General features: G+C 70.4%; 22 protein-coding genes. 3 read left to right on the top strand and 19 right to left on the bottom strand.

Features of this window, described 5'->3' with window-relative positions; translation table 11 throughout:
• Positions 1–14: 14 nt before the first annotated feature.
• The 14 genes from K9D25_RS05010 to K9D25_RS04945 form a co-directional block, all read right to left on the bottom strand.
• A complete protein-coding gene (locus K9D25_RS05010; RefSeq protein WP_244379878.1) occupies positions 15–425 on the bottom strand; it encodes a helix-turn-helix domain-containing protein in 411 nt (136 codons plus the stop codon).
• Between the two features lie 110 nt (positions 426–535).
• Positions 536–2,137, bottom strand: coding sequence for an apolipoprotein N-acyltransferase (gene lnt / locus K9D25_RS05005; protein ID WP_244379877.1), 1,602 nt, complete (start codon positions 2,135–2,137; stop codon positions 536–538).
• A gap of 42 nt (positions 2,138–2,179) precedes the next feature.
• The gene (locus K9D25_RS05000; RefSeq protein ID WP_244379876.1) at positions 2,180–3,421 is read right to left on the bottom strand and encodes a hemolysin family protein; all 1,242 of its coding nucleotides are present in this window, start codon (positions 3,419–3,421) and stop codon (positions 2,180–2,182) included.
• 24 nt (positions 3,422–3,445) lie between these two features.
• Positions 3,446–3,973 carry an rRNA maturation RNase YbeY gene (ybeY, locus tag K9D25_RS04995; protein WP_244379875.1) on the bottom strand — a complete coding sequence of 176 codons (528 nt, stop codon included), beginning with the start codon at positions 3,971–3,973 and terminating at the stop codon, positions 3,446–3,448.
• Positions 3,970–5,013: a PhoH family protein gene (locus K9D25_RS04990; protein WP_244450798.1), complete on the bottom strand. Its 1,044-nt coding sequence runs from the start codon at positions 5,011–5,013 to the stop codon at positions 3,970–3,972. The genes ybeY and K9D25_RS04990 overlap by 4 nt, the downstream gene beginning before the upstream one ends.
• A gap of 77 nt (positions 5,014–5,090) precedes the next feature.
• A complete protein-coding gene (gene miaB / locus K9D25_RS04985; protein WP_244379874.1) occupies positions 5,091–6,515 on the bottom strand; it encodes a tRNA (N6-isopentenyl adenosine(37)-C2)-methylthiotransferase MiaB in 1,425 nt (474 codons plus the stop codon).
• A 261-nt stretch (positions 6,516–6,776) separates the two neighbouring features.
• Positions 6,777–7,550 (bottom strand): lysophospholipid acyltransferase family protein, encoded by a 774-nt coding sequence (locus K9D25_RS04980; RefSeq protein ID WP_244379873.1) that lies wholly within the window; start codon positions 7,548–7,550, stop codon positions 6,777–6,779.
• Between the two features lie 4 nt (positions 7,551–7,554).
• Positions 7,555–7,983, bottom strand: coding sequence for a Fur family transcriptional regulator (locus K9D25_RS04975; protein ID WP_244379872.1), 429 nt, complete (start codon positions 7,981–7,983; stop codon positions 7,555–7,557).
• 93 nt (positions 7,984–8,076) lie between these two features.
• The gene (locus tag K9D25_RS04970; RefSeq protein ID WP_244379871.1) at positions 8,077–8,583 is read right to left on the bottom strand and encodes a GNAT family N-acetyltransferase; all 507 of its coding nucleotides are present in this window, start codon (positions 8,581–8,583) and stop codon (positions 8,077–8,079) included.
• Positions 8,580–9,263, bottom strand: coding sequence for a tRNA (adenosine(37)-N6)-threonylcarbamoyltransferase complex dimerization subunit type 1 TsaB (tsaB, locus tag K9D25_RS04965; protein ID WP_244379870.1), 684 nt, complete (start codon positions 9,261–9,263; stop codon positions 8,580–8,582). Before tsaB ends, K9D25_RS04970 begins: the two co-directional genes overlap by 4 nt.
• Positions 9,264–9,351: 88 nt before the next feature.
• On the bottom strand, positions 9,352–9,906 hold the full coding sequence (locus K9D25_RS04960; RefSeq protein ID WP_244379869.1) for a NifU family protein: 555 nt from the start codon (positions 9,904–9,906) through the stop codon (positions 9,352–9,354).
• Positions 9,907–10,025: 119 nt separating this feature from the next.
• The gene (locus K9D25_RS04955; protein ID WP_244379868.1) at positions 10,026–10,523 is read right to left on the bottom strand and encodes a universal stress protein; all 498 of its coding nucleotides are present in this window, start codon (positions 10,521–10,523) and stop codon (positions 10,026–10,028) included.
• A 33-nt stretch (positions 10,524–10,556) separates the two neighbouring features.
• Positions 10,557–11,588 carry a tryptophan--tRNA ligase gene (gene trpS / locus K9D25_RS04950; RefSeq protein ID WP_244379867.1) on the bottom strand — a complete coding sequence of 344 codons (1,032 nt, stop codon included), beginning with the start codon at positions 11,586–11,588 and terminating at the stop codon, positions 10,557–10,559.
• 122 nt (positions 11,589–11,710) lie between these two features.
• Entirely contained in the window at positions 11,711–13,261 is a 1,551-nt protein-coding gene (locus tag K9D25_RS04945) for a lipid II flippase MurJ (RefSeq protein WP_244379866.1), read from the bottom strand.
• A 151-nt stretch (positions 13,262–13,412) separates the two neighbouring features.
• On the opposite strand from K9D25_RS04945, the gene K9D25_RS04940 reads away from it, so the two are divergent.
• Positions 13,413–14,411 (top strand): adenosine kinase, encoded by a 999-nt coding sequence (locus K9D25_RS04940; RefSeq protein WP_244379865.1) that lies wholly within the window; start codon positions 13,413–13,415, stop codon positions 14,409–14,411.
• Between the two features lie 158 nt (positions 14,412–14,569).
• Here K9D25_RS04940 and K9D25_RS04935 read toward each other — a convergent pair whose 3' ends face one another.
• The 4 genes from K9D25_RS04935 to K9D25_RS04920 are packed head-to-tail and all read right to left on the bottom strand — an operon-like array spanning position 14,570 to position 17,447.
• Positions 14,570–15,295, bottom strand: a complete 726-nt coding sequence (locus tag K9D25_RS04935; protein WP_244379864.1) for a DUF2076 domain-containing protein — start codon at positions 15,293–15,295, stop codon at positions 14,570–14,572.
• Positions 15,296–15,323: 28 nt separating this feature from the next.
• Positions 15,324–16,043 (bottom strand): Bax inhibitor-1/YccA family protein, encoded by a 720-nt coding sequence (locus K9D25_RS04930; protein ID WP_244379863.1) that lies wholly within the window; start codon positions 16,041–16,043, stop codon positions 15,324–15,326.
• Positions 16,044–16,072: 29 nt separating this feature from the next.
• Positions 16,073–16,873 carry an anti-sigma factor family protein gene (locus tag K9D25_RS04925; RefSeq protein ID WP_244379862.1) on the bottom strand — a complete coding sequence of 267 codons (801 nt, stop codon included), beginning with the start codon at positions 16,871–16,873 and terminating at the stop codon, positions 16,073–16,075.
• On the bottom strand, positions 16,857–17,447 hold the full coding sequence (locus tag K9D25_RS04920) for a sigma-70 family RNA polymerase sigma factor (protein WP_244379861.1): 591 nt from the start codon (positions 17,445–17,447) through the stop codon (positions 16,857–16,859). Before K9D25_RS04920 ends, K9D25_RS04925 begins: the two co-directional genes overlap by 17 nt.
• Positions 17,448–17,698: 251 nt before the next feature.
• On the opposite strand from K9D25_RS04920, the gene K9D25_RS04915 reads away from it, so the two are divergent.
• The gene (locus tag K9D25_RS04915) at positions 17,699–18,922 is read left to right on the top strand and encodes a M20 aminoacylase family protein (protein WP_244379860.1); all 1,224 of its coding nucleotides are present in this window, start codon (positions 17,699–17,701) and stop codon (positions 18,920–18,922) included.
• A gap of 18 nt (positions 18,923–18,940) precedes the next feature.
• On the top strand, positions 18,941–20,167 hold the full coding sequence (locus K9D25_RS04910; protein WP_244379859.1) for an MFS transporter: 1,227 nt from the start codon (positions 18,941–18,943) through the stop codon (positions 20,165–20,167).
• On the opposite strand, the gene K9D25_RS04905 is transcribed toward K9D25_RS04910, so the two are convergent.
• Entirely contained in the window at positions 20,164–20,922 is a 759-nt protein-coding gene (locus K9D25_RS04905) for a sulfite exporter TauE/SafE family protein (protein ID WP_244379858.1), read from the bottom strand. The two genes, K9D25_RS04910 and K9D25_RS04905, sit on opposite strands and share 4 nt — an antisense overlap.
• Positions 20,923–20,931: the final 9 nt, after the last annotated feature.

The raw sequence follows: 20,931 nt of genomic DNA, 5'->3' as shown, positions 1-20,931 counted from the left end.
GGCGACAGCACCGTTCAGGTCGCCGGCGTGGGCTCCGCCAATGCCTCGACAAGGTCGACAATGCGGCGCCGGACCTTGGCATCCGCGATTTTGAGGAAGGCGCGGGTCAGCGCCAGACCTTCCGAGGAGGCCAGGAAATCCGAGACATAGGCCGGCGAGGCGTCCTCGGCGAAGCCGCCGGCCTCAGTGTTCATCGAGGGCGCGCCCTCGAAGAAGAACGCCACCGGCACGGACAGCACCTGCGAGATATTCTGCAGGCGGCTGGCGCCGATGCGGTTGGTGCCTTTTTCGTATTTCTGGATCTGCTGGAAGGTGATGCCGAGGCTCTCGCCGAGTTTTTCCTGGCTCATCCCGACCATCATGCGTCGCATGCGGACCCGGCTGCCGACATGCTTGTCGACGGGATTGGGTGATTTCTTCGTCATCGGCTTCCCCGACTGCAAACAAAAAAATACCTCCCCCCCGCTGAGAGGGAGAGAAGCAGTACCCGAGCCCGCGAGCAGTCTAAGCGCAGTGCGTTCCGCCGTCGATCAATCTAAGCGTGTATCGCTCGCAGGCGCAGCATGAGCGCCCCGCAGAAGCAGCCCAGAAGCAGCAACCACGATATCACCCTGCCGTGTGTGGCATAAGTCGTAGCTGGCAAAGCTTGCGGGAGGCTGTCGTCGAGGACGCCCCGCACACCCAGGGGTAGAATCGCGCTGATTCGTCCCAAAGGGTCTACCACGGCGGAGATACCGTTATTGGTGACCCGCACCAGCGGTAATCCCTGCTCGATCGCCCGCAGCCGCGACTGCTCGAAATGCTGGTACGGTCCGGGGGTGAGGCCGAACCAGGCGTCATTGGACAAATTGAGCAGGAAGCCGGGGCGCGGTCCTGTCTCCGCTGCGTCCACGGCGGGGGCGGGCATCACCTCCGTGGGAAAAATCGCCTCATAGCAGATCAGCGGCACCGCGTCGGGCAGGCCCGGAATGGCGAGCAGGCTCCGCGCGGGGGCGGCGGCGAAGCCACCGCGCACCCGGGTCAGCGCTTCCAGCCCTACCGCTTCCAGCGTTTCCTGAAACGGCAGATATTCGCCAAACGGAACGAGGTGCACCTTGTCGGCATTGCCGCGAATCGTCCCGCTCGAATCGATCACCCGCACACTGTTGAAAACATCCGGCCGGTCGCGGCCCGGCACGGGCTGATAGCGCGCCGCGCCGGTGACGAGCACCGTGCCGGGCGGCAGCATGGCGACGATCCGCGCCAGCGCCTCCGGCTCGCGTTCGAGGAAGAAGGGGAAGGCCGATTCGGGCCAGAACAGATGGGTGACGCCTTTCAGCCCACCCTGGCTCTCGCTGGTGGCGAGATAGAGGTCCATCACCGTGCGGCGGGCATCGTAGCGGAATTTCTGATCCTGCGGCAGGTCCGGCTGCATCAGCCGCAGCCGCACATCCGGCACGGTGCCGACCTCTGTGGTCGCAAGACGCCACTGCCCGCCGGCCCACAGCGCCGCGAGCAGGGCCACGGCGAGGGTGAGCGGCAGCGGGCGGGTGCGGGGCGAGCCCTCGGGCGAGAAAAGCGCCGCCGGGCTGGCGAGGCAGGCCAGCGCCGCGAGGCACAGACCGCTGAGCCCGACGACGGACGCCGCCTGCGCAAAACGCAGATCGGTCGCCAGCGCATAGCCGAAATCGTTCCAGGGAAAACCGGTGAGCCACGCGCCGCGTGCGGTCTCCGCCAGGGTGAGGGCGGCGGCGAAGGCGAGAATCCGCCCCGGCCCGCCCGTCCACAACAGCCGCGCCAGCACGCAGCCGAAGCCGGTGTAGAGGGCGAGATAGGCCGGCAGGCCGAGCACCGCGAAGGGCATCAGCCACAGGAAGGCGTCGGCCTGCACCAGAAAGGCCTCGCCGATCCACCACAGGCCGGCAACGAAATAGCCGAGGCCGAACAGCCAGCCGGCGAGGAAGCTCGCCGCCAGCGCCCGGCGCAGGGGCAGGCCGGCGGTGGCGTCGATGAGGAACACCAGCACCGGCAGCGTCAGCGCCAGCACCGGCCACAGCCCGAAGGGCGGCATGGCCAGCGCGGAGAGGCCGCCGGCCACCAGCGCGGCCAGGGCGCGCCAGCGGGCGGGGGCCGCCCGCAGGCGGTCCGGGGTCAGCATCGGCTGGAAAAGGGCCGGGCGCCACCGGCCCCGGCCGTCGCATCAGGCCGCATCGGTGTCGCGCGGCCGCTCGTTGCGGGAGGTGTCCCCGGTCTGCTGCGCCGGCGGCGGCAGGGCCCGCGCCCGGGAGGCCGACCCGTCAGCGATGGCCGGGGAGGTGCCGGCCCCCGCCTCGCCGCGGCTCGCCGCGATGCGCAGCCGCTTGACCCGGCGCGGATCGGCGTCGAGCACCTCGATCTCGAAATCTCCCGGCCCCGAGACGATCTCGCCGCGCACCGGCACACGGCCGGCGAGGGTGACGAGCAGGCCGCCGAGCGTGTCGACTTCCTCCGCCTCCTCGCCGAGCGCGAAGGCCGGATCGATCATCTCGGCCACGTCCTCAAGGCTGGCGCGGGCATCGGCGATGAAGCTGCCATCGGCCTGGCGAGCGATGGTGGGCGTTTCGTCCTCGTCATGCTCGTCCTCGATGTCGCCGACGATCTCCTCGACGAGGTCTTCCATCGAGACGATGCCGTCCGTCCCGCCATACTCGTCGATGACGAGGGCGAGATGGATGCGGCTCGCCTGCATGCTGGCCAGCAGTTCGATGGACGGCATGGAGGGCGGCACGAACAGCAGGCGGCGGATCAGCTTGGCGCCGCTCAGCGAGTTGGAGAGGTCGATGGCCTTCAGATTGAACGCCGGCCGCGCGGCCTTGCCGCCGGCGGCGGGGGCCTCCGCCACGCTGGGGCGCGGGCCGTTGCGCAGCGCCTCGGCCCGCGAGGCCGTGGTGCGGGGCGTCATGGCGCGCTGGGTGAGATAGGTCACGAGATCGCGGATATGGACCATGCCGACGGGGTCGTCGAGCGTGTCGTCATAGACGACGAGCCGGGAATGGCCGGCCTCGGCGAAGACGGCGAGCAGTTCGCCAAGCGAAATGTCCTTCTGCACGGCGACGATGTCCGCGCGCGGCACCATGAGGTCGCCGATGCGCAGCTCGCGCAGGTCCAGGATGCTCTTGAGCATCGTCCGCTCGGTGGCGGTAAGGTCCGCTCCCGGCTCGGTGCTGGGCGCCGCGAGGGTGGCGGCGAGATCGGAGCGCAGCGAGCCGGTGGAGCGCCGCCCGCCAATGAGGTGGCGGAGCCGGCCGAAAATGCCGGCGCGAGGCTCGCTGGAGCCCCCGCCGGCCCTGCTTCGCTGCCCGACGCTTGTCGCGGTGCCGCTGGTGGCGCCATTGCTGGCGCCGCTACTTGGGCCCTCGCTGCCCCGGGAGGCGGAGGACGGACTGGGAAGAGGATCGGACATTGGCCTTTTGGTCAGTTGGTTCGGTCAGGGGTGAACGGGTTCGGTCTCGGCATAGGGGTCGGCGATGGCGAGGCCGGCGAGCACGTGCCGCTCCATCGCCTCCATCTCCTCCGCCTCTTCCGCGACCTCGTGATCATAGCCGAGCAGATGCAGCGTACCATGGACGGCGAGATGCGCGAGATGGTCGGCGATAGGTTTGCCTTCCGCCTCCGCCTCGCTCGCCAGCGTTTCATAGGCGATGGCGATGTCGCCCAGATGGGGATCGCCGCCCTCGCGCGCCACCTCCGGGGTGGGAAAGGACAGCACATTGGTGGCGTAGTCCTTGCCGCGCCAGTCGCGGTTGAGCGCCTGCAGCGCCGCATCATCCGTCAGCTTCACCGCGATCTCGGCGCCGTCGATGTCGATCTCGTACTCGGTGAGTGCGCCGGCGCAGGCGGCGTTGACCGCCCGCACCACCAGCGCTTCGGCGTCCGCGATCGAGGCCCAGGGCCCGGCCTCGACCAGCACGTCGACCTCGACCTGCGGCGCGGGACTGTCGCCTTCCCCATTCATGGCCGCGCGATCCCCGCCGGGGCTGCCGCCCGCGCCGCCGAATCCTTGCGGTCATAGGCGGCGACGATGCGCCCCACCAGCTCGTGCCGCACCACGTCGGCGGCGTTGAAGTGACACACCTCGACGCCTTCCACATCCTTCAGCAGCCCCACCGCCTCGGCGAGACCGGAGGTCTGGCCCGGCGGCAGGTCGATCTGGCTGGGGTCGCCGGTGATGATCATGTGCGAGTTCTCGCCCAGGCGGGTGAGGAACATCTTCATCTGCATCGAGGTGGTGTTCTGCGCCTCGTCGAGGATGACGCAGGCATTGGCCAGCGTGCGCCCGCGCATGAAGGCCAGCGGGGCGATCTCGATCTCGCCGGACATCATCGCCCGCTCGACAAAGGCGCGGTCCATCAGATCGTGCAGCGCGTCGTAGATCGGGCGCAGATAGGGGTCGACCTTCTCCTTCATGTCGCCGGGCAGGAAGCCGAGCCGCTCGCCCGCTTCCACCGCCGGGCGGGAGAGGATCAGCCGGTCGACCACGCGCCGCTCCAAGAGGTGCACGGCATAGGCGACCGCGAGCCAGGTTTTGCCGGTGCCGGCGGGGCCAACGCCGAACACCAGCGTCTGCCGCTTGAGCGCGCGGATATAGGCGTCCTGCGCGGCGGTGCGGGCACGCACCGGCCGGCGGCGCAGCTGGATCTCGTCGAAGCTCTGCTTCTTGGTCGCGGGGTCGAACTCGAACAATTGCCCCTGCGCGGCGGCCTCGCGCAGCACGCCCTCGACATCGCCGGGCTGGAGTTCCCCGCCCTTCTTCAGCCGGGCATAGAGCGTCTCCAGCACATGGCGCGCCTGCTCGCAGGCCTCGCGCGGTCCTTCCAGCGTGACATGGTTGCCGCGCTGCTCGGCGACGATTTCCAGCCGCCGCTCGATGAGGGCGAGATTCTGCCCGTAATGGCCGAAAAGCTGGCTGGCGACGCGGTTGTCGTCGAAGGCCAGCACGATCTGCCCGGCGGAATCGTCGTCCGGCGTGTCGATCCAGCGCGGGGCCGCCGGCACGGCACGCGGCGCCGCGCGCGGGGAGGTGAGGGTCCGTTCCGTCTCGCTACCAGATCCGCTACCAGGTCGACGCACGCTCACGCCTCCAGTTTTTCGCCCTGCCCGATGAAACGCGATTCGCGCGCCGGTCGTTCACCAAAAAACTCGCCGCCGCAGATGTCGCCTGAAAGACTCTTGGTGCTGACCTCGCGCACTTCCACCTCCGCCAGCGTGCCGATGGCCTCAAGCGGGGCCTCGACGACGACGGATTGCAGATAGGGCGAGCGGCCGATCAGCTGGCCGGGGAAGCGGCCGGGCTTTTCCAGCAGAATGTCGAAGCGACGACCACGACAGGCGGCGTCGAACGCCGCCTTCTGCCGGTCGAGCAGCGCCTGCAGCGCGTGGATGCGCTCGGACTTCGCCGCTTCCGGCACCTGCTCGCCCATGCCCGCCGCCGGCGTGCCGGGGCGCGAGGAATATTTGAACGAGAAGGCGGAGGCGAAGCCCACGCGCTCCACAAGGTCCATCGTGTCCGCGAAATCGGCCTCGGTCTCGCCGGGGAAGCCGACGATGAAATCCGAGGAGAAGGCGATATCCGGCCGGGCCGCGCGCACGCGGGCCACGATGTCGAAGAACAGTTCGCGGTCGTGCTTGCGGTTCATCGCCGCCAGCACCCGGTTGGAGCCGGACTGCACCGGCAGGTGCAGATAGGGCATCAGCGCCGGCAGCTCGCGATGGGCGGCGATCAGCTCGTCATCCATGTCGCGCGGGTGGCTGGTGGTGTAGCGCACGCGGGCGATGCCCGGCACCTCGGCGATGCGACGCACCAGCTCGGGCAGGTTCGCGGTGCGGCCGGCGGCGTCGGCGCCGTGATAGGCGTTGACGTTCTGGCCGATCAGCGTCACCTCCCGCACCCCGGCCTCGGCGAGGCGGATCACCTCGTCGAGAATTTTTGGGAGCGGGCGCGAGACTTCCGCCCCGCGCGTATAGGGCACGACGCAGAAGGTGCAGAATTTGTCGCAGCCTTCCTGCACGGTGACAAAAGCCGTAGGGCCGCGCTTGGCGATCGCCGCCGGGGTCGGCGGGGGCAGGAAGTCGAACTTGTCCTCGACCGGAAACTCGGTCTCGACGATGCCGGCGCGCCGGTTATGGCCGCGCCGCGCGGCATCGGCCAGCAGTTCGGGCAGCTTGTGGTAGCTCTGCGGGCCGACGACGAGGTCGACGCCGCGCGCGCGCTTGAGGATTTCCCCACCTTCCGCCTGCGCGACGCAGCCGGCAACCGCCACCATCTGCCGGCGGCCGGCTTCTTCCTGCGCCTTCTTCAGCCGGCCGAGCTCGGAATAGACCTTCTCGGCGGCCTTCTCGCGGATATGGCAGGTGTTGAGGATGACCAGATCGGCGTCGTCCGGGCTGTCGGTTTCGACATAGCCCTCTTTCGCCAGCGTGTCCGTCATGCGCTGGGCGTCATAGACGTTCATCTGGCAGCCGAAGGAGCGGACGTAGAGCTTGCGCGTATCACTCATTGCGTGTCGATCGACCCGTGCCGGGCGCCCACAGGGAGCCGCGCGGCGTCTTGCGTTGGAAACCCGAGGGCGCGGTGGGCGCGTTCCCGCAAGGCGCCCACGTTGCTCGCCGCTCGTTCCCACCTCGGTCGACTGCAGGTCGAGATCGTCCACGTCTCCGCGATTGACGCCTATGGCTCTGTGTAGCGGGATTTGCGCGAAAAGGAAATGCGCGGCAGGGGCGGCCGTAGGGGCAGGCGGCGTGAATTTCCGCCGTTTTCCTCAGCAAGGACGCCCGTTCAGGGCCTGCGCCAGCAGGTGGCGCACCGCGCGCTCGGCCTCCTGCGCCGCCGCCTTGCGCCCGTCCGCCGCCAGCGGGGCGCCGAAGCGCAGCTCCACCTCGACGCCGCCGCGCCGCAGCACCTCCATCAGATGCGGCGCGAGGTCCATGTCGCCATACCAGGCGAGATGCGGGCGCCCGGCGCGGCCGACCGGCAGGCCGGAGAGGCCGATATAGGCGATGGCGAGCGGCTGGATGGCGGCCGCCGCGCCTTCCTCCTCGCCCATGCCCTGGCGGGCGGCGCCGATCAGCGCCGAGCGGAAGGGCAGCACCCGGTTGCCGTCGCTCGACGTGCCCTCGGCGAACAGCACCACCGGATCGCCGTCATTCATCCGCGCCGCCATTTCCCCCGCCACCCGCCCCGTCGCCGTGCGGGAGGTGCGGTCGACGAAGATGGTGCGCTGGAGCTTCGCCAGCAGGCCGATGCCCGGCCAGCGCGCCACCTCGCTCTTGGCGACGAAGCACAGCGGCAGGCGCGAGCCCAGCACCAGAATGTCGAGCCAGGACACATGGTTGGCGACGATGAGCAGCGGCCGCGCGGGCGCCGGAGCGCCGACCACCCGTACCCGCACGCCGATGAGCGCCAGCACGAGGCGGTGATAGAGCACGGGAATCGTCCGCCGCGTCGGCAGCCTCAGCGCCACCGAGAGCCATTGCAGGGGAATGCCCAGCAGCGTGACGAGCACGACCGGCACGATCACCAGCCACGCCCGCACGGCTTCAGTCCTTCTTGGGGTCGAGCGGCACGCCGTAAAGCTCCAGCCGGTGGCCGACGAGGCGGTAGCCGAGCTTGCGGGCGATCTCTTCCTGCAACTGCTCGATCTCCTCGGAGCGGAACTCCACCACCGTGCCGTTGCGCAGATCGATGAGATGGTCGTGATGCTCGTCCGGCACCGGCTCGTAGCGCGAGCGGCCGTCGCGGAAATCGTGACGGGCGATGATGCCGGCATCCTCGAACAGCTTCACCGTGCGGTAGACGGTGGAGATGGAGATGCGGTCGTCCACGGCGACGGCGCGGCGGTGCAGTTCCTCGACATCGGGATGGTCCTGCGCCTCCGCGATGATTCGGGCGATCACCCGGCGCTGGTCGGTCATCCGCAACCCCAGCGTCACGCAGGCTTCCTCGATCGCGGTCGGCTTGTCGTTCATTCCTCGGCCTGTTTCCTTCAGCCCGCAAGTCTCGGTGCATTCCCGCCCGCTCCGCCTTATGGCGCAGCGATGCGGGCGAGGGCAATGGTTTCCTCAGGCGATGTCCCGTCGCATGGTGAGCGCGGCCACCGGCGCGCCGGCGTCATTGCGATAATAGCCCGGGCGGCGGCCGATCTCGTGGAAGCCGGTGCGGGCATAGAGCTTCAGCGCGGCGGCATTGCCGTCCTCGACTTCGAGGAACACGGTACGGTAGCCCTCCGCCGCCAGCGTGCCGAAGGCGGCTTCCACCAGCCGGCGGCCGAGCCCGGCGCCGCGCCGGCGGCTGTCGACCGCGACCGAGAGGATTTCCATCTCCGGGTTGACCCCGCTCAGGAGGATGAAGCCGACGGGCGGGCCGCCGGGGCCGTCGGTGGCCACCAGCCCGCGCGTCAGCCGGTTGGCGATCAGCCGCTCGAATTCGGCCGCGTCCCAGCCGATGCGGAAGGATTGCGCGTGCAGCCGGGCCAGCGCCTCGGCATCGCCGGCCCGCATAGCGCGCAGCGTCGCCTCGCCGGGGCGGGCGCGGGTCATCCAGTCGAGCCAGGTCGGCAGCCGGCTCATCGCCGGGCGATCCGCCCGCCGGTCTGCGGCTTGGCGTCGGCGTCGCGCAGATAAAGCGGCTTGGGTTCGGAACGGGCGGGATCGGCGACGCTGGCGATCCGCGCCAGCCATACCGGATCGGGCGTCGCGGTGGCGCGCACCTCCAGCGGCGGCTGCGCGCCCATCGGCCAGGCATCGACCAGGAGGCCGGCGCCGGAACCGACCAGCCGCACCGGCCCGTTGGCGACCGAGCGCGCCGCATCCTTCGCCGCCATGGCGCGCGGGCTCACCAGCACCCGGCCGGCGGGGCCGATCATCTGCAGATAGACATTGCCGTGGCGGGCATCGATGGCGGCGGCCACGGGGACCGCATCGTCGCGCGCCAGCAGCGGGGCGGCGAGCACGGTCAGCGTCGGCAGGCCGAGCACCGGCTTGCCGGTGGCGAGACCGAAGCCGCGCGCCGCCGACAGGCCGACGCGCAGGCCGGTGAAGCTTCCCGGTCCGACGGTGACGGCGAAAAGATCGATATCGGTGAAAGCTGCGCCAGCGGCGCTCATGACCCGCTCCACCATCGGGATCAGCGATTCGGCATGGCCGCGCGCCATGACGACATGCTCCATCGCCCGCGTCGCGTCGGTGTCCATGTCGTGCAGGGCCGCCGAACAGGCGTCGAGCGCGGTGTCGATGGCGAGAATCAGCATGGGCCAGAATCAGCAGGGTGGAACGCGGTCATCGTTCCACCATGCACCTGCGCGCGCCCCTATGGAAAGGGCGCGCCCGCAGCGGCGGTCAGACCGGGCGTACTTCCACCACGTCGGGAACGAAGTGGCGGAGCAGGTTCTCGATGCCGTTCTTCAGCGTCGCGGTGGAGGAGGGGCAGCCGGCGCAGGAGCCCTTCATGGCGAGGAACACCACGCCATCCTTGTAGCCGCGGAAGGTGATGTCGCCGCCATCATTGGCCACCGCCGGGCGCACGCGGGTGTCGATCAGCTCGCGAATGGTGTCGACCAGCCCGGCATCCTTGGCCTCGAAGAAAGCGTCGTCGGCGGTGTGCGCGTGGTCCTCGGGCAGGATCGGCTGGCCGGAGACGAAATGCTCCATGATCGCGCCGAGAATGGCCGGCTTGAGATGCGCCCACTCGCCCTGCGCCTTGGTGACGGTGACGAAATCCGACCCGAAGAACACGCCGGTGACGCCGGGCACCTCGAACAGGCGCACCGCCAGCGGCGAGCGCGCAGCCTCCTCGGCGTCGCGCGCCTCGAAGGTGCCGTCGCCGAGCACGGAACGGCCGGGCAGGAACTTGAGCGTGGCGGGATTGGGGGTGGCTTCGGTCTGGATGAACATGTCGGTCTCCTTGCCAACCGGGGTTCAAGGCCGCGGCGACGGGGGAATGTGCACTTTAGATAAGCTCTCACCGGCGCCAGGGGAAGGGCGTCGCGGCGCCGCGCCTCAGGTCTGCCCGCTCACGCCAGCGCGTCGATCTCGCTGTCGGAGAGCGCGCCCGGCACCAGGGTAACGGGCACCGGCAGGCTCGCCCATAGGCCTTTGGCCAGCGAGGCGATGAGCGGCCCCGGCCCTTCCTTGCCGGTGCCGGCGGCGAGCACGAGGATGGCGATGTCCTCGTCTTCCTCGATGACGGCGAGAATCTGGTCGGCCACCACTCCCTCGCGCACCACCCGCTCGGTGTCGACGCCGGCAATGCCTTCCGCCCGGGCGGAGAGCAGATCGAGCCGCGCTTCAGCCTTATCGGTCGCTTCCGCCCGCATCAGATCGGCGACGCCGAGCCACTGGCTCGGCGCCTCTTCCAGCTGCAGCACGGCGAGCAGCACAACGGCGCCGCCGGTGCGCGCCGCGCGCCGCGCCGCGTAATAGAGCGCGCGGTCGCATTCCGGCGTGTCGTCCGCCAGCACGAGGAACTTCCGGCGGTGGCCGGGCTCATGGCTTTGGCGCCGGCGCGGCATGGGCTCCCTCCGGGCGAATGGAACCGCTGAAGGCTAGCGCACGAAGCCGACGATGTCGCGCACGCTCGCCATGGTGGCATCCGCCAGCGCGCGGGCACGGGCGGCGCCGTCGCGCAGAATGGCGTCGATATGGTCCGGCTCGGCCACCAGACGCTGCATCTCCGCCCCGATCGGCCCGAGCTTGGTCACCGCAAGATCGACCAGCGCCGCCTTGAAGGTGGAGAACTGCCCGCCGCCGAACTGGGTGAGCACTTCTTCCTTCGCGACATTGGCGAGGGCGGCATAGATGCCGACCAGATTCTCCGCCTCCGGCCGGCCCTTCAGCCCTTCCGCCTCGGAGGGCAGCGGCTCGGGATCGGTCTTGGCCTTGCGGATCTTCGAGGCGATGAGATCGGCATCGTCGGTGAGGTTGATGCGCGAGAGGTCGGACGGATCCGACTTCGACATCTTCTTCGCCCCGTCGCGCAGGCTCATCACCCGCGCCGCCGGCCCGCCGATCAGCGGCTCGGGCAGCGGGAAGAACGCTTCGCCCAGCCCGTTGGCGGCGATGGAGGGACCGAAATCATTGTTGAACTTCTGCGCGATGTCGCGGGTCAGCTCCAGATGCTGCTTCTGGTCCTCGCCGACCGGCACATGGGTGGCGCGGTAGAGCAGAATGTCGGCGGCCATCAGGTTCGGGTAGGCGTAAAGGCCCACCGAGGCGTTCTCGCGGTCCTTGCCGGCCTTTTCCTTGAACTGGGTCATGCGGTTGAGCCAGCCGAGGCGCGCCACGCAGTTGAACACCCAGGCAAGCTCGGCATGGCCGGAGACCTGGCTCTGGTTGAACACGATGTGCTTGGTCGGGTCGATGCCGGAGGCGATGAAGGCGGCGGTGACCTCGCGGATCTGCCGCTTCAGGTCGGCCGGGTCCTGCCACACCGTGATGGCGTGCATGTCGACCACGCAATAAAGGCAGTCATGGCTGTCCTGCAGCGCGACGAAGCGCTGGATGGCGCCAAGATAATTGCCGAGATGCAGGTTTCCGGTCGGCTGGACGCCGGAAAACACGAGCGGCTTGAATTCCATGTCGGAGCGTCCTGTGGTCTGCGCCCTGCCGTGCTGCGGGAATGCCCCCCGGCGCGGGGGCGCTATGGCACGCATGACCTTCAGGGGCAAGCATCTTCAACGCCCGCGCATCTGTTGAACGGCTAGCGGCGCAGGCCCGCCCGCAGCGCGGTCAGGGTGACACCGCCGAGCGCCAGTGCCAGCCCGGCATAGACCGCGCCGCCGAGCGCCACCAGCCCGGTCAGTGCCCCGGCGGCGGCGAGCCCGCCCTGCGCCAGCAGGCTCTCGCAGGCGGTGCGCGCCAGCAGCACCGCCGCCGCCATGGCGAGCGCCGCCAGGCTGAGCCGGAGCAGCTGCCGGCGGACGGGTTTCGCCAGCACCACCAGCCGCCGGCGGGCGAGGCCGAGGCCGAGACCGGCGAGCGCGACGAGGCTGGACACCAGCACACCCAGCGCCGGCCCCGCCATGCCGAGCACCCCCACGCTGAGAAAGCCCGCCAGCGCCCCGAGCGGCAGCGCGGCCAGGCTGGCGAGGGTGACGAGCCGCGGCAGGCCGGACGCGAAGGCAATGGCGATCAACACCTTCTCCAGCGCCTGCGCCGGCAGGGTCAGCGCCAGCAGAGCGAGGGCGGTGGCGGTGAGTTCGCTCGCCTGAGGATCGAAGGCGCCGCGCTGGAACAGCACCACCACGATGGGGTGGGCCAGCACAGCGAGGCCGAGCGCGGCCGGCAGCGACAGCGCGAGCGCGGCGATGAGGCCGCCGGCCCCGAGCGCGGTCGGGCCGAAGCCGGGTTCCTCCGCCGCGCCGCGCCCGCCCGCCAGCGCCGGCAGCAGCACCGCCCCGGCGCTGGCGCCGACCAGCCCGAGCGGCAATTCGACCAGCCTCGTGGCGTAGAACAGGGCGGCGACGCCACCGCCAAGGCCGGAGGCCGCCGCCGTGGCGATGAGAAAGCGCAGCTGCGGCAGGGCGGCGGCCAGCAGCGGCGTCGCCGAACCGGCGAGCAGCGGCAGAGCCGCCTTGAGGTCCGCCGGTGCGAAGGTGAGGCGGACAAAGCCGCGCGGCAGGGCGGCGGCGTTCAGCGCAACTTGCGTCAGCGCTCCCGCCACCACGCCGGCCGCCAGCCAGATGAGCGCGGCGGACGCGCTGATCGTGTGGGCGCCGGAGAGCCAGAGCAGCACGAGCAGGGCGATCACCGCGACATTGGCCGCCGCCGGCGCCATGGCCGGCCGGGCGAAGCGGCCGGCCGCATTGGCGAAGGCGGCGAACACCCCGGCGAGCAAGGCGAGCGGCAGGCAGATCACGGTGAGCCGTCCGGCCAGCACGGCGCCCGCCGCGCGCGGGCCGTCGCCGGCAAAGCCCGGCGCCAGAACGCTCACCACGGCCGGCATGAACAGGAACAGAAGCCCCGCGACCAGCAGTCCGGCGAGGGCAAACACCACCACCACCGCCCCGGCCAGCGTCCGGCGTGCCGGGGCGTCCTCCGCCCGCGCCAGCGCCGGCAGCAGCGCTGCGTTGAGCGCCCCCTCGCCGAGCAGCCGGCGGGCGATCTGGGGCACAGCGAGGCCGGCGACGGAGGCGTCCGCCACCAGCCCGGTGCCGAACAGCGCCGCCACTCCGGCGTCACGGGCGAAGCCGAGCACGCGCGAGGTCAGGGTGAACAAGGCGACGGTGGAGGCGTGGCGGAGCAGGGCCATCGGCTAGCCATAGTCGGCCCGCGCCCGGAGGGGAAGCGGGCCGGGCTGTCGCGCGCCCTCGCCCGGCGGCAAGCGTTGCGGGACGGGCGCCCGTCTGCTACCGCGTGACCCGCCCTCGTTCCCGGCGAAACCTTGCGGAGAAACGCCGTCCATGACCGTCCCCCAGCTCGATGTGATCGGCTTCGGCAACGCCATCGTCGACGTGATTTCCCGCACCGAAGACGGCTTCCTCGACCGTCACGGCATGCGCAAGGGCGGCATGACACTGATCGACGAAGAGCGCGCCGAGGCGGTCTATGGCGCCATGGGGCCGGGGGTGGAGATTTCGGGCGGCTCGGCCGCCAATTCCATGGTCGGCATCGCCGCGCTCGGCGGCAAGGCCGGCTTCATCGGCAAGGTGCGCGACGATGAGCTGGGCGGCATCTTCGCTCATGACATCCGCGCCGCCGGCGTCGCCTATGCCACGCCGGCCGCGACCACCGGCCCCACCACGGCCCGCTGCCTCATTCTGGTGACGCCGGATGGCGAGCGCACCATGAACACCTATCTCGGCGCGGCGCAGGACCTCTCCCCCGCCGATGTCGACGCCGCCATGGTGGCGGGGGCGAAGGTGACCTATCTCGAAGGCTATCTCTGGGACCCGCCGCCGGCGAAGGAGGCTTTCCTCAAGGCCGCCGCCATCGCCCATGAGGCCGGGCGCACCGTGTCGCTCACCTTGTCCGACGCTTTCTGTGTCGGGCGCTACCGCGCGGAATTCCTGAATCTCCTGCGCGCCGGCACGGTCGATCTCGTCTTCGCCAATGAGGCGGAGCTGATGTCGCTCTACGAGACCGATTTCGACGCCGCCCTCGCCCAGCTGCGGCAGGAGGCGCGCCACGCCGTCGTCACCCGCAGCGAAAAGGGCGCGCTGGCGGTCACGGGTGGGGAGATGGTGTCGGTGCCGGCGTTTCCGGTGGCGAAGGTGGTGGACACGACCGGCGCGGGCGACCTGTTCGCCGCCGGCTATCTCCACGGCTTCGCCAAGGGCATGGCGGCGGGCGAGTGCCTCGCCCTCGGCGCGCTCTGCGCGAGCGAGATCATCAGCCATATCGGCGCCCGGCCGGAGCGTTCGCTGAAGGACTATGCCGGCGAAAACGGCGTCCGGGTGTAGACGGCAAAAAAGAACAGGCCGGTGAGGGGCCGGCCTGCTGGAAGTTGGGAAGTGTCCCCTGCCCCGGAGGGCAGGAGTCCGCTGGAACCCCGCCCGAAGGCGGGGGAACCCGTCAGCTGAGAAGACGGGCGGCGGGTGAAACGCGCCGCCCGGCGCGCTCAGAATTCATCGCCGCCGCCGCCGAACCAGTCGCCGCCGCCGAAGAAGCCGCCATCATCCACGGCCCCGGCATCCTCGGCGCCGGTGTCCACCGGCTCGTCGGCCGCCGTCGGCTCCTCCGCAGGAGCCTCGGCCGCCTTGGCCTCGCTGCCGCCGAACATGCCGGCAATGGCGCTGCCGAGCAGCACGCCGCCGGCGACGCCCATCGCCGTCTGCGCCGCGCCGGCAAGGAAGCCGCCGCCACCGCCGCCGAAGCCCGGCCGGCCGAAACCGCCTGGCTGCGCGCCCGGGCCGCCGGGAGCGCCGGGCGCGCCCATGGGCTGGCCCGCCGCCGCGCCGGACTGCCAGGCCGGGGAAGCGCTGGCCGGAATGGCGCTGCCGCCCTCATAGCCGGCCGCGCTGCGCGGCATGGAGGGCACGCCGCTGCGCCGCGCCGGGGGCTGGCTGGAGCCGAACAGCCCGCCGAAGAGGCCGCCGCCGCTGGCGGGCTGCGCCGCCGTCTCCTGCGCCTGCCGCTCCAGCTCCTCGATCCGCGCCTGCGCCTGCTGCAGGGCGTAGTCCTGCATCACGATGGTCTGCGCCATCAGATAGGGCGCGGCCGGCTGCTGGGCGATGCGCTGGGCGATGAAGCCTTCGGCCTGCGGGTCGCGCGGGCCGGACTGGCGCTCGGCCTCGGCAAGCTTGGCGAAGAGGCCGTCAATGGCCTGGCGATCCTGGTCGTTCATGGGTGCGTTCCCTTGGCGAAATGCCGCCTCACTCCCGCTCGCCGGTGAAATTCAGCAGAAGCTGGAAGATGTTGACGAAGTTGAGGTAGAGCGAGAAGGCGCCGAACACGGCGAGCTTCTGCTGCGATTCCGCGTCGAAATTGTCGGCGTACTGTTCCTTGATCGACTGGGTGTCCCAGGCGGTCAGGCCGACGAAGACGAGGATGCCGACCACGGAGACGATGAACTGCAGCATCGTCGAGCCGAGGAAGATGTTGACGAGGCTCGCGATCACCACGCCGATCAGGCCCATGATCAGGAACGAGCCGAACTGCGAGAGATCGCGCTTGGTGGTGTAACCATAGAGGCTGGTGGCGCCGAACATCGTCGCGGCGATGAAGAAGGTGCGCGCGATCGAGGTGCCGGTGAACACAAGGAAGATCGAGGCCATGGACAGGCCCATTACCGCGCAGAACGCCCAGAACATGGTCTGCGCCGCGCTGCCCGACATGGACTGCATGCGGAACGAGAAGAACAGCACGAAGGCGAGCGGGGCCAGCATCACCACCCATTTCAGCGGGGTGGAGAAGATCGGCACATAGAGCGCCGGCGTGGTGCCGACGATGAAGGCCACGGCGCCGGTGAGCACGAGGCCGAGCGCCATGTAGTTGTAGACCCGCAGCATGTGGCGGCGCAGGCCCTCGTCATAGACGGCCTGGTCGACGCTCGCGGTGCGGGACCACTGGAAGCCGGAATTCGGCATGTTCATGTCAGTCTCCTGATGCGGATCATCTGGGTTCAGTAGAGCGTCCGGGCAAGGCGCGCGGCTGCCCGGTCGAGATCACGCGTGTCGGCGGAGGGGGCCGCCTGCGCGACCAGCGCATAGGCGACCTCGCCCACCTGCCAATAGGCGGCGGTCAGGCCGTCGCGCGGCACGGTGGTCGCCGGCACCACGTCGAAGCCGCCCGGCCGCACCGCGAACAGCGAGGCGGTACCGATCTCCCCGGCCTCGACGGTCATTTCCACGCTGGGGCCGAAGGTGGAGGGGAACACCTGCACATCCGCCACTTTCCACCCCTCCGGCAAGACCGGCATGACGATGGCGGTGGCGGCGCGGATCTCCGCGGGGTCGTAATGGCTGGCGCCGGGCTGCGAGGGCATGTCGGCGCGCACCATCGCGGTGCGGTGGGCGCGCAGCGCATCCTCCAGATAGGCCGGCGGCAGGCCGGAGGCGACGACACGGCTGACGCCGAGATGGCCGAACTGGGCGTTCGCCATCCAGCCGGCGCCGACCAGCAGCGCCACCATGGCGGCGATGCGCAGCCGCCGGGTCCAGCGGGCGCGGGCGAGCGCGCCCTGCAGCCGCCGCGCCGCTTCCGCCGTCGCCAGCCGCGCCGTGGCCGTGGAAGCAGCGCGCGGCGTCTCAGCCAGCGCGAGGCGCAGCTCGTCGCGGATGCGCAGGTCGCCCATCACCCGCGAGGCGGCGGCGGGGTTGGCGCTCAGATAGGCCTCGACATCGATGCGCCGCGCCACGCTGAGCTGGTCGTCGACATAGGCCTGCAGATCGTCGCCGGAGACGGGATCAACGGGTTGGATCATCCGTACCTCCTACGATGCGCAGGCGCGCCGGGCCTTCTCCCGCGCCGCCCTCTTCTATCGCCCGCAGTGTCGCGCGGGCACGCGACAGGCGGGACATCAGCGTGCCCTGCGGAATGCCGAGCGTGGCGGCGGCTTCGGCATAGCCAAGCCCCTCAATGGCGACGAGATGCAGCGCCGCGCGCTGTTCTTCCGGCAGGGCCATGAAGGCGTCGCGCACCTGGGCGAGGCGCAGCCGGTGCTCCTGCGCCGGCGCGGCGCTGGTCTCCGCGAGGTCGAGGTTGTCGGCCTCGCGGCGCGCCTCGGCGGCGCGCGAGCGGCGGCGGTCGATGAACACATTGTGCAGCACCGAGAGCAGCCAGCCGCGCAGCGCCGCCCCGCGCGGTGCCGGCCCGCGCTCCGTCTTGCCGGGCGTGGCGCGCTCGGCGTCGAAGCTGCCGCGGCGCTCATAGGCGCGCACCAGCGCGTCATGCACCAGGTCCTCGGCCTCGACATCGTCGCGCGTCAGCGAACGCGCATAACGCCGCATGACGCCGAGCTGGGCCGGCACGTCGAAGGAGGTCTCGTCGCGCTTCATGTCCCGTATACGGAGCCGTTCCCGGCTTTCATCCCGCCCCGTGCGGAAATTTTTGCGGCCGCCACCGGCATAGCCCGTCATCGGGCGCGGGGTCGTTCACATCCACGCAAGCGCGGACCGCCGCGTGCTGCGGTGCACCCATGCGCAGGAAGGGGAGGCCCCCTTCCGTCCACGCGCTTGCGGTGGCGGGCGGGGCGGGCCTAACTGGCCGCCGCGCCGGAGGGCCGGCGCTGCTTCGGCAGGGGATGGCGATGGTGCAGCAGGCGACAGGCGACGGCTCCGGCATCCTGCCTGACCTCGCCGCCCAGGCGGACGAACTGAGCCAGTGGCGGCGCAGCCTGCACGCGATGCCGGAAACCGCCTTCGCGGAACACCGCACTTCGGCCTTCGTCGCCGACAAGCTGGAAAGTTTCGGCCTGCCGGTACACCGGGGCTTTGCCGGCACCGGGCTGGTGGCGACGCTCAAAGGCCGCCTCGGCGACGGCCCCGCTATCGGCCTGCGCGCGGATATGGATGCGCTCGACATTCACGAGGCGACCAACCTGCCCTGGCGTTCCGACACGCCCGGCAAGATGCACGCCTGCGGCCATGACGGGCACATGACCATGCTGCTCGCCGCCGCGCGGCATCTCAGCCAGAACCCGGATTTCGCCGGCACGGTGCATTTCATCTTCCAGCCGGCGGAGGAGAATGAGGGCGGCGGAAAGGTGATGGTCGATGAGGGGCTGTTCGACCGCTTTCCGATGCAGGCGGTGTACGGCCTGCACAATTGGCCAAATGCGCCGTTCGGCACGTTTCTCGGCCGGCCCGGCGCCATGTTCGCCGCCTTCGACATTTTCGAGGTGAAGGTGATCGGGCGCGGCGCCCATGCGGCGATGCCCCAGCGCGGCATCGACCCCGTGCTCACTGCCGCCCATATCGTCACCCAGCTGCAAGCCATCGTCGCCCGCGCGGTGAACCCGCAGGAGGCGGCGGTCGTCAGCGTCACCCAGATCCATGGCGGCGACACCTGGAACGTCATTCCCGATGAGGTGGTGCTGCGCGGCACGGTGCGCAGCTTTTCTCCTGAGGTGCGCGATCTCGTGGAGGCGCGGCTGCGCGCCATTGTCGACGGCGTATGCGCCGCGCAGGGCGCGCGGGCGGACATCCGCTATGAGCGCCGCTATCCCCCGCTGGTGAACCATGCCGGGCCGTTCGAGGACGCGCTGGCAGCGGCGCGGGCGACGGTGGGCGAGCAGGTGGACCCCGCCTTCGAGCCGATCATGGCGGCGGAGGATTTCGCCTACATGCTCGAAGCCGTGCCGGGCGCCTATCTCTGCCTCGCCAGCGGGCCGGGTCCGAATCTGCACAATGCCGCCTATGATTTCAACGACGCGCTGCTGCCGGTGGGCGCCAGCTACTGGGTGCATCTGGTGCGGCTGCGGCTCGCGCCGGCGGCGCGTGACGGGCGCGCGGGCGAGAACGTGGGTGAGTGAGTTGAGAGTGCGCCTGTCGTGACCGCCGCTTCCCCCTCCGCGCCGCCCGATGGGCGCACGCCCTTCATCATCGGGCTCGGCATGGCCCAGCTCTGTTCCTGGGGCAGCCTCTATTACAGTTTCCCGCAGATCGCGCAGGCGATGGGGGCCGATCTCGGCTGGTCCAAGGCCGAGCTTTACGGGGCGGCGACGCTCGGCCTCGCCTTTTCCGGTCTCGCCGCCTATCCCGCCGGGGCCGCCATCGACCGTGGCCATGGCCGGGCGGTGATGGCCGGCGCGTCGCTGGCGGCCGGGCTGCTGCTGGCGCTGTGGTCGCAGGTGTCGAGCCTCGTCCTGTTCTATGTCGCGGTGGCCGGCATCGGCGCGGTGCAGGCGGCGACGCTCTATGAGCCGGCCTTCGCCGTGGTGGCGCGGCGGGCGGGGCCGCTGCAGGCGCGCCCGGGCATCACCGCGCTCACTCTGTGGGGCGGCTTTGCCTCCACCGTCTTCATTCCGCTGATCCAGCTGCTGCTCGATAGTCTTGGCTGGCGCGGCACGCTGCTGGTGCTGGCGGCGATCAATATCGGGCTGTGCGCGACGGCGAATTTCCTCTCCGCCGGCGTTGGGCGCGACGCGCCGCCGGCGCGTCCGCATGCGGCGGGCGCGCCGCGCTCGGTCATCGGCGAGGTGCTGCGCCAGAAGGTGTTCTGGGCGCTGGCGGTGGCTTTCACCGCCTATGCCGCCATGTTCTCCGGCTTCACCTTCCACATGTACCCGCTGCTGGTGGAACGCGGCTTCGACACCGCCACCGTGGTCAGCGCCATCGCCTTCATCGGCCCGGCACAGGTTGGCGGGCGCATTCTCGTCACCCTGCTGGCGCCGCGCGCGCCGGTGCGGGTGGTGGGTTCCGTCATCGTCGCGGTGTTCCCGCTGGCCTTTCTGGCGCTGGAGCTGATCCCGCCGGATTTCGTCTATGTCGCGCTGTTCGCCCTCGCCTATGGCTCGGTCAACGGCATCCTCACCATCGTGCGCGGGCTAGTGGTACCGGAACTGCTGACCCGTCGTGCCTATGGGGCGGTGAACGGCGTGCTCTCCGTGCCCGCCACCTTCTCCCGCGCGCTGGCGCCGGCGGGGATGGCGATGCTGTGGACCGCCACCGGCTCCTATGACGCGGTGCTGATGGGGGTGATCGCCCTCGCCGTGCTGCTGGCGCTGGGCTTCTGGAGCGCGGCGGCGCTGGCCCGCCCGCTGGAGGAGACGGATTAGCCCGCGAGCATCCCTGTCGCGCCGTCCCAGACGAGCTTCAGCGAGATCAGGAACAGCGCGGCCATCACCAGCCGGTAGAACAGCTTTTCCGGCAGGCGCCGCGTGAGCCAGACGCCGACGAAGGTCGCCGCCACCGCCACCGGCATCAGGAGCGCGGTGGCGGTGAGATTGGCCGGGTTGAGCTGGCCGAGCGCCGCATAGGGGATGAGCTTGAGGGCATTGATGGCGGCGAAGGTCAGCGTCGTCGTGCCGGCGTAGACCATTTTCGGCAGGCGCTGCGGCACCACATACATCTGGTAGGGCGGGGCGCCGCCATGGCTGACGAAGCTGGTGAAGCCCGATACCGCGCCCCAGAACAGCCCGCGCGGCACATCCGCCGGCCGCGCCGCCGCCCCCGCGCCGCCGAGCCAGCGGATGAGGCAGAAAGCGAGGCCGATCAGCCCGACGATCAGCATCACCTCGGCATCGGTGACGAGGGAGGCGGTGGCCCAGCCAATGCCAATGCCGAGCGTGGCGGCGGGAATGAGGATGGCGAGGTTGCGGCCGGAGAATTCCCGCCGGTACGCCCACACGCCGAACATGTCGCTGATGACATAGACCGGCAGAAGCAGGCCGGCGGCGGTGATCGGAGACATGAACAGCGCCAAGGTGGGCACGGCGAGGGAGCCGACCATCGGCACCCCGCCCTTGCCCATGCCGACGAAGAAGGCCGCGAGGCCGGCGGCGAGGGCGAAACCGAGATCGGGCACGAACATGAAGGGAGA

It is taken from the genome of Ancylobacter polymorphus (genome assembly GCF_022836935.1).
GTDB classification, from domain to species: domain Bacteria; phylum Pseudomonadota; class Alphaproteobacteria; order Rhizobiales; family Xanthobacteraceae; genus Ancylobacter; species Ancylobacter polymorphus_A.
Note: the sequence above shows the minus strand (reverse complement) of the source record. Positions and strands in the feature narration are given on the sequence as shown.

Excerpts from the sequence above, each read along its gene's own strand:
- K9D25_RS04970 (WP_244379871.1), bottom strand. The coding sequence starts at position 8,583 with ATGAGCCGGCTGCCGACCTGGCTCGACTGGATGACCCGCGCCCGCCCC.
- K9D25_RS04915 (WP_244379860.1), top strand. The coding sequence starts at position 17,699 with ATGGTGCAGCAGGCGACAGGCGACGGCTCCGGCATCCTGCCTGACCTC.
- lnt (WP_244379877.1), bottom strand. The coding sequence starts at position 2,137 with ATGCTGACCCCGGACCGCCTGCGGGCGGCCCCCGCCCGCTGGCGCGCC.
- K9D25_RS04930 (WP_244379863.1), bottom strand. The coding sequence starts at position 16,043 with ATGAACATGCCGAATTCCGGCTTCCAGTGGTCCCGCACCGCGAGCGTC.
- ybeY (WP_244379875.1), bottom strand. The coding sequence starts at position 3,973 with ATGAATGGGGAAGGCGACAGTCCCGCGCCGCAGGTCGAGGTCGACGTG.
- K9D25_RS04905 (WP_244379858.1), bottom strand. The coding sequence starts at position 20,922 with ATGTTCGTGCCCGATCTCGGTTTCGCCCTCGCCGCCGGCCTCGCGGCC.
- K9D25_RS04955 (WP_244379868.1), bottom strand. The coding sequence starts at position 10,523 with ATGCCGCGCCGGCGCCAAAGCCATGAGCCCGGCCACCGCCGGAAGTTC.
- K9D25_RS04935 (WP_244379864.1), bottom strand. The coding sequence starts at position 15,295 with ATGAACGACCAGGATCGCCAGGCCATTGACGGCCTCTTCGCCAAGCTT.
- K9D25_RS05000 (WP_244379876.1), bottom strand. The coding sequence starts at position 3,421 with ATGTCCGATCCTCTTCCCAGTCCGTCCTCCGCCTCCCGGGGCAGCGAG.
- K9D25_RS04945 (WP_244379866.1), bottom strand. The coding sequence starts at position 13,261 with ATGGCCCTGCTCCGCCACGCCTCCACCGTCGCCTTGTTCACCCTGACC.
- K9D25_RS04925 (WP_244379862.1), bottom strand. The coding sequence starts at position 16,873 with ATGATCCAACCCGTTGATCCCGTCTCCGGCGACGATCTGCAGGCCTAT.
- K9D25_RS05010 (WP_244379878.1), bottom strand. The coding sequence starts at position 425 with ATGACGAAGAAATCACCCAATCCCGTCGACAAGCATGTCGGCAGCCGG.
- K9D25_RS04920 (WP_244379861.1), bottom strand. The coding sequence starts at position 17,447 with ATGAAGCGCGACGAGACCTCCTTCGACGTGCCGGCCCAGCTCGGCGTC.
- trpS (WP_244379867.1), bottom strand. The coding sequence starts at position 11,588 with ATGGAATTCAAGCCGCTCGTGTTTTCCGGCGTCCAGCCGACCGGAAAC.
- K9D25_RS04975 (WP_244379872.1), bottom strand. The coding sequence starts at position 7,983 with ATGAACGACAAGCCGACCGCGATCGAGGAAGCCTGCGTGACGCTGGGG.
- K9D25_RS04940 (WP_244379865.1), top strand. The coding sequence starts at position 13,413 with ATGACCGTCCCCCAGCTCGATGTGATCGGCTTCGGCAACGCCATCGTC.
- K9D25_RS04960 (WP_244379869.1), bottom strand. The coding sequence starts at position 9,906 with ATGTTCATCCAGACCGAAGCCACCCCCAATCCCGCCACGCTCAAGTTC.
- tsaB (WP_244379870.1), bottom strand. The coding sequence starts at position 9,263 with ATGCTGATTCTCGCCATCGACACCGCGCTCGACGCCTGTTCGGCGGCC.
- miaB (WP_244379874.1), bottom strand. The coding sequence starts at position 6,515 with ATGAGTGATACGCGCAAGCTCTACGTCCGCTCCTTCGGCTGCCAGATG.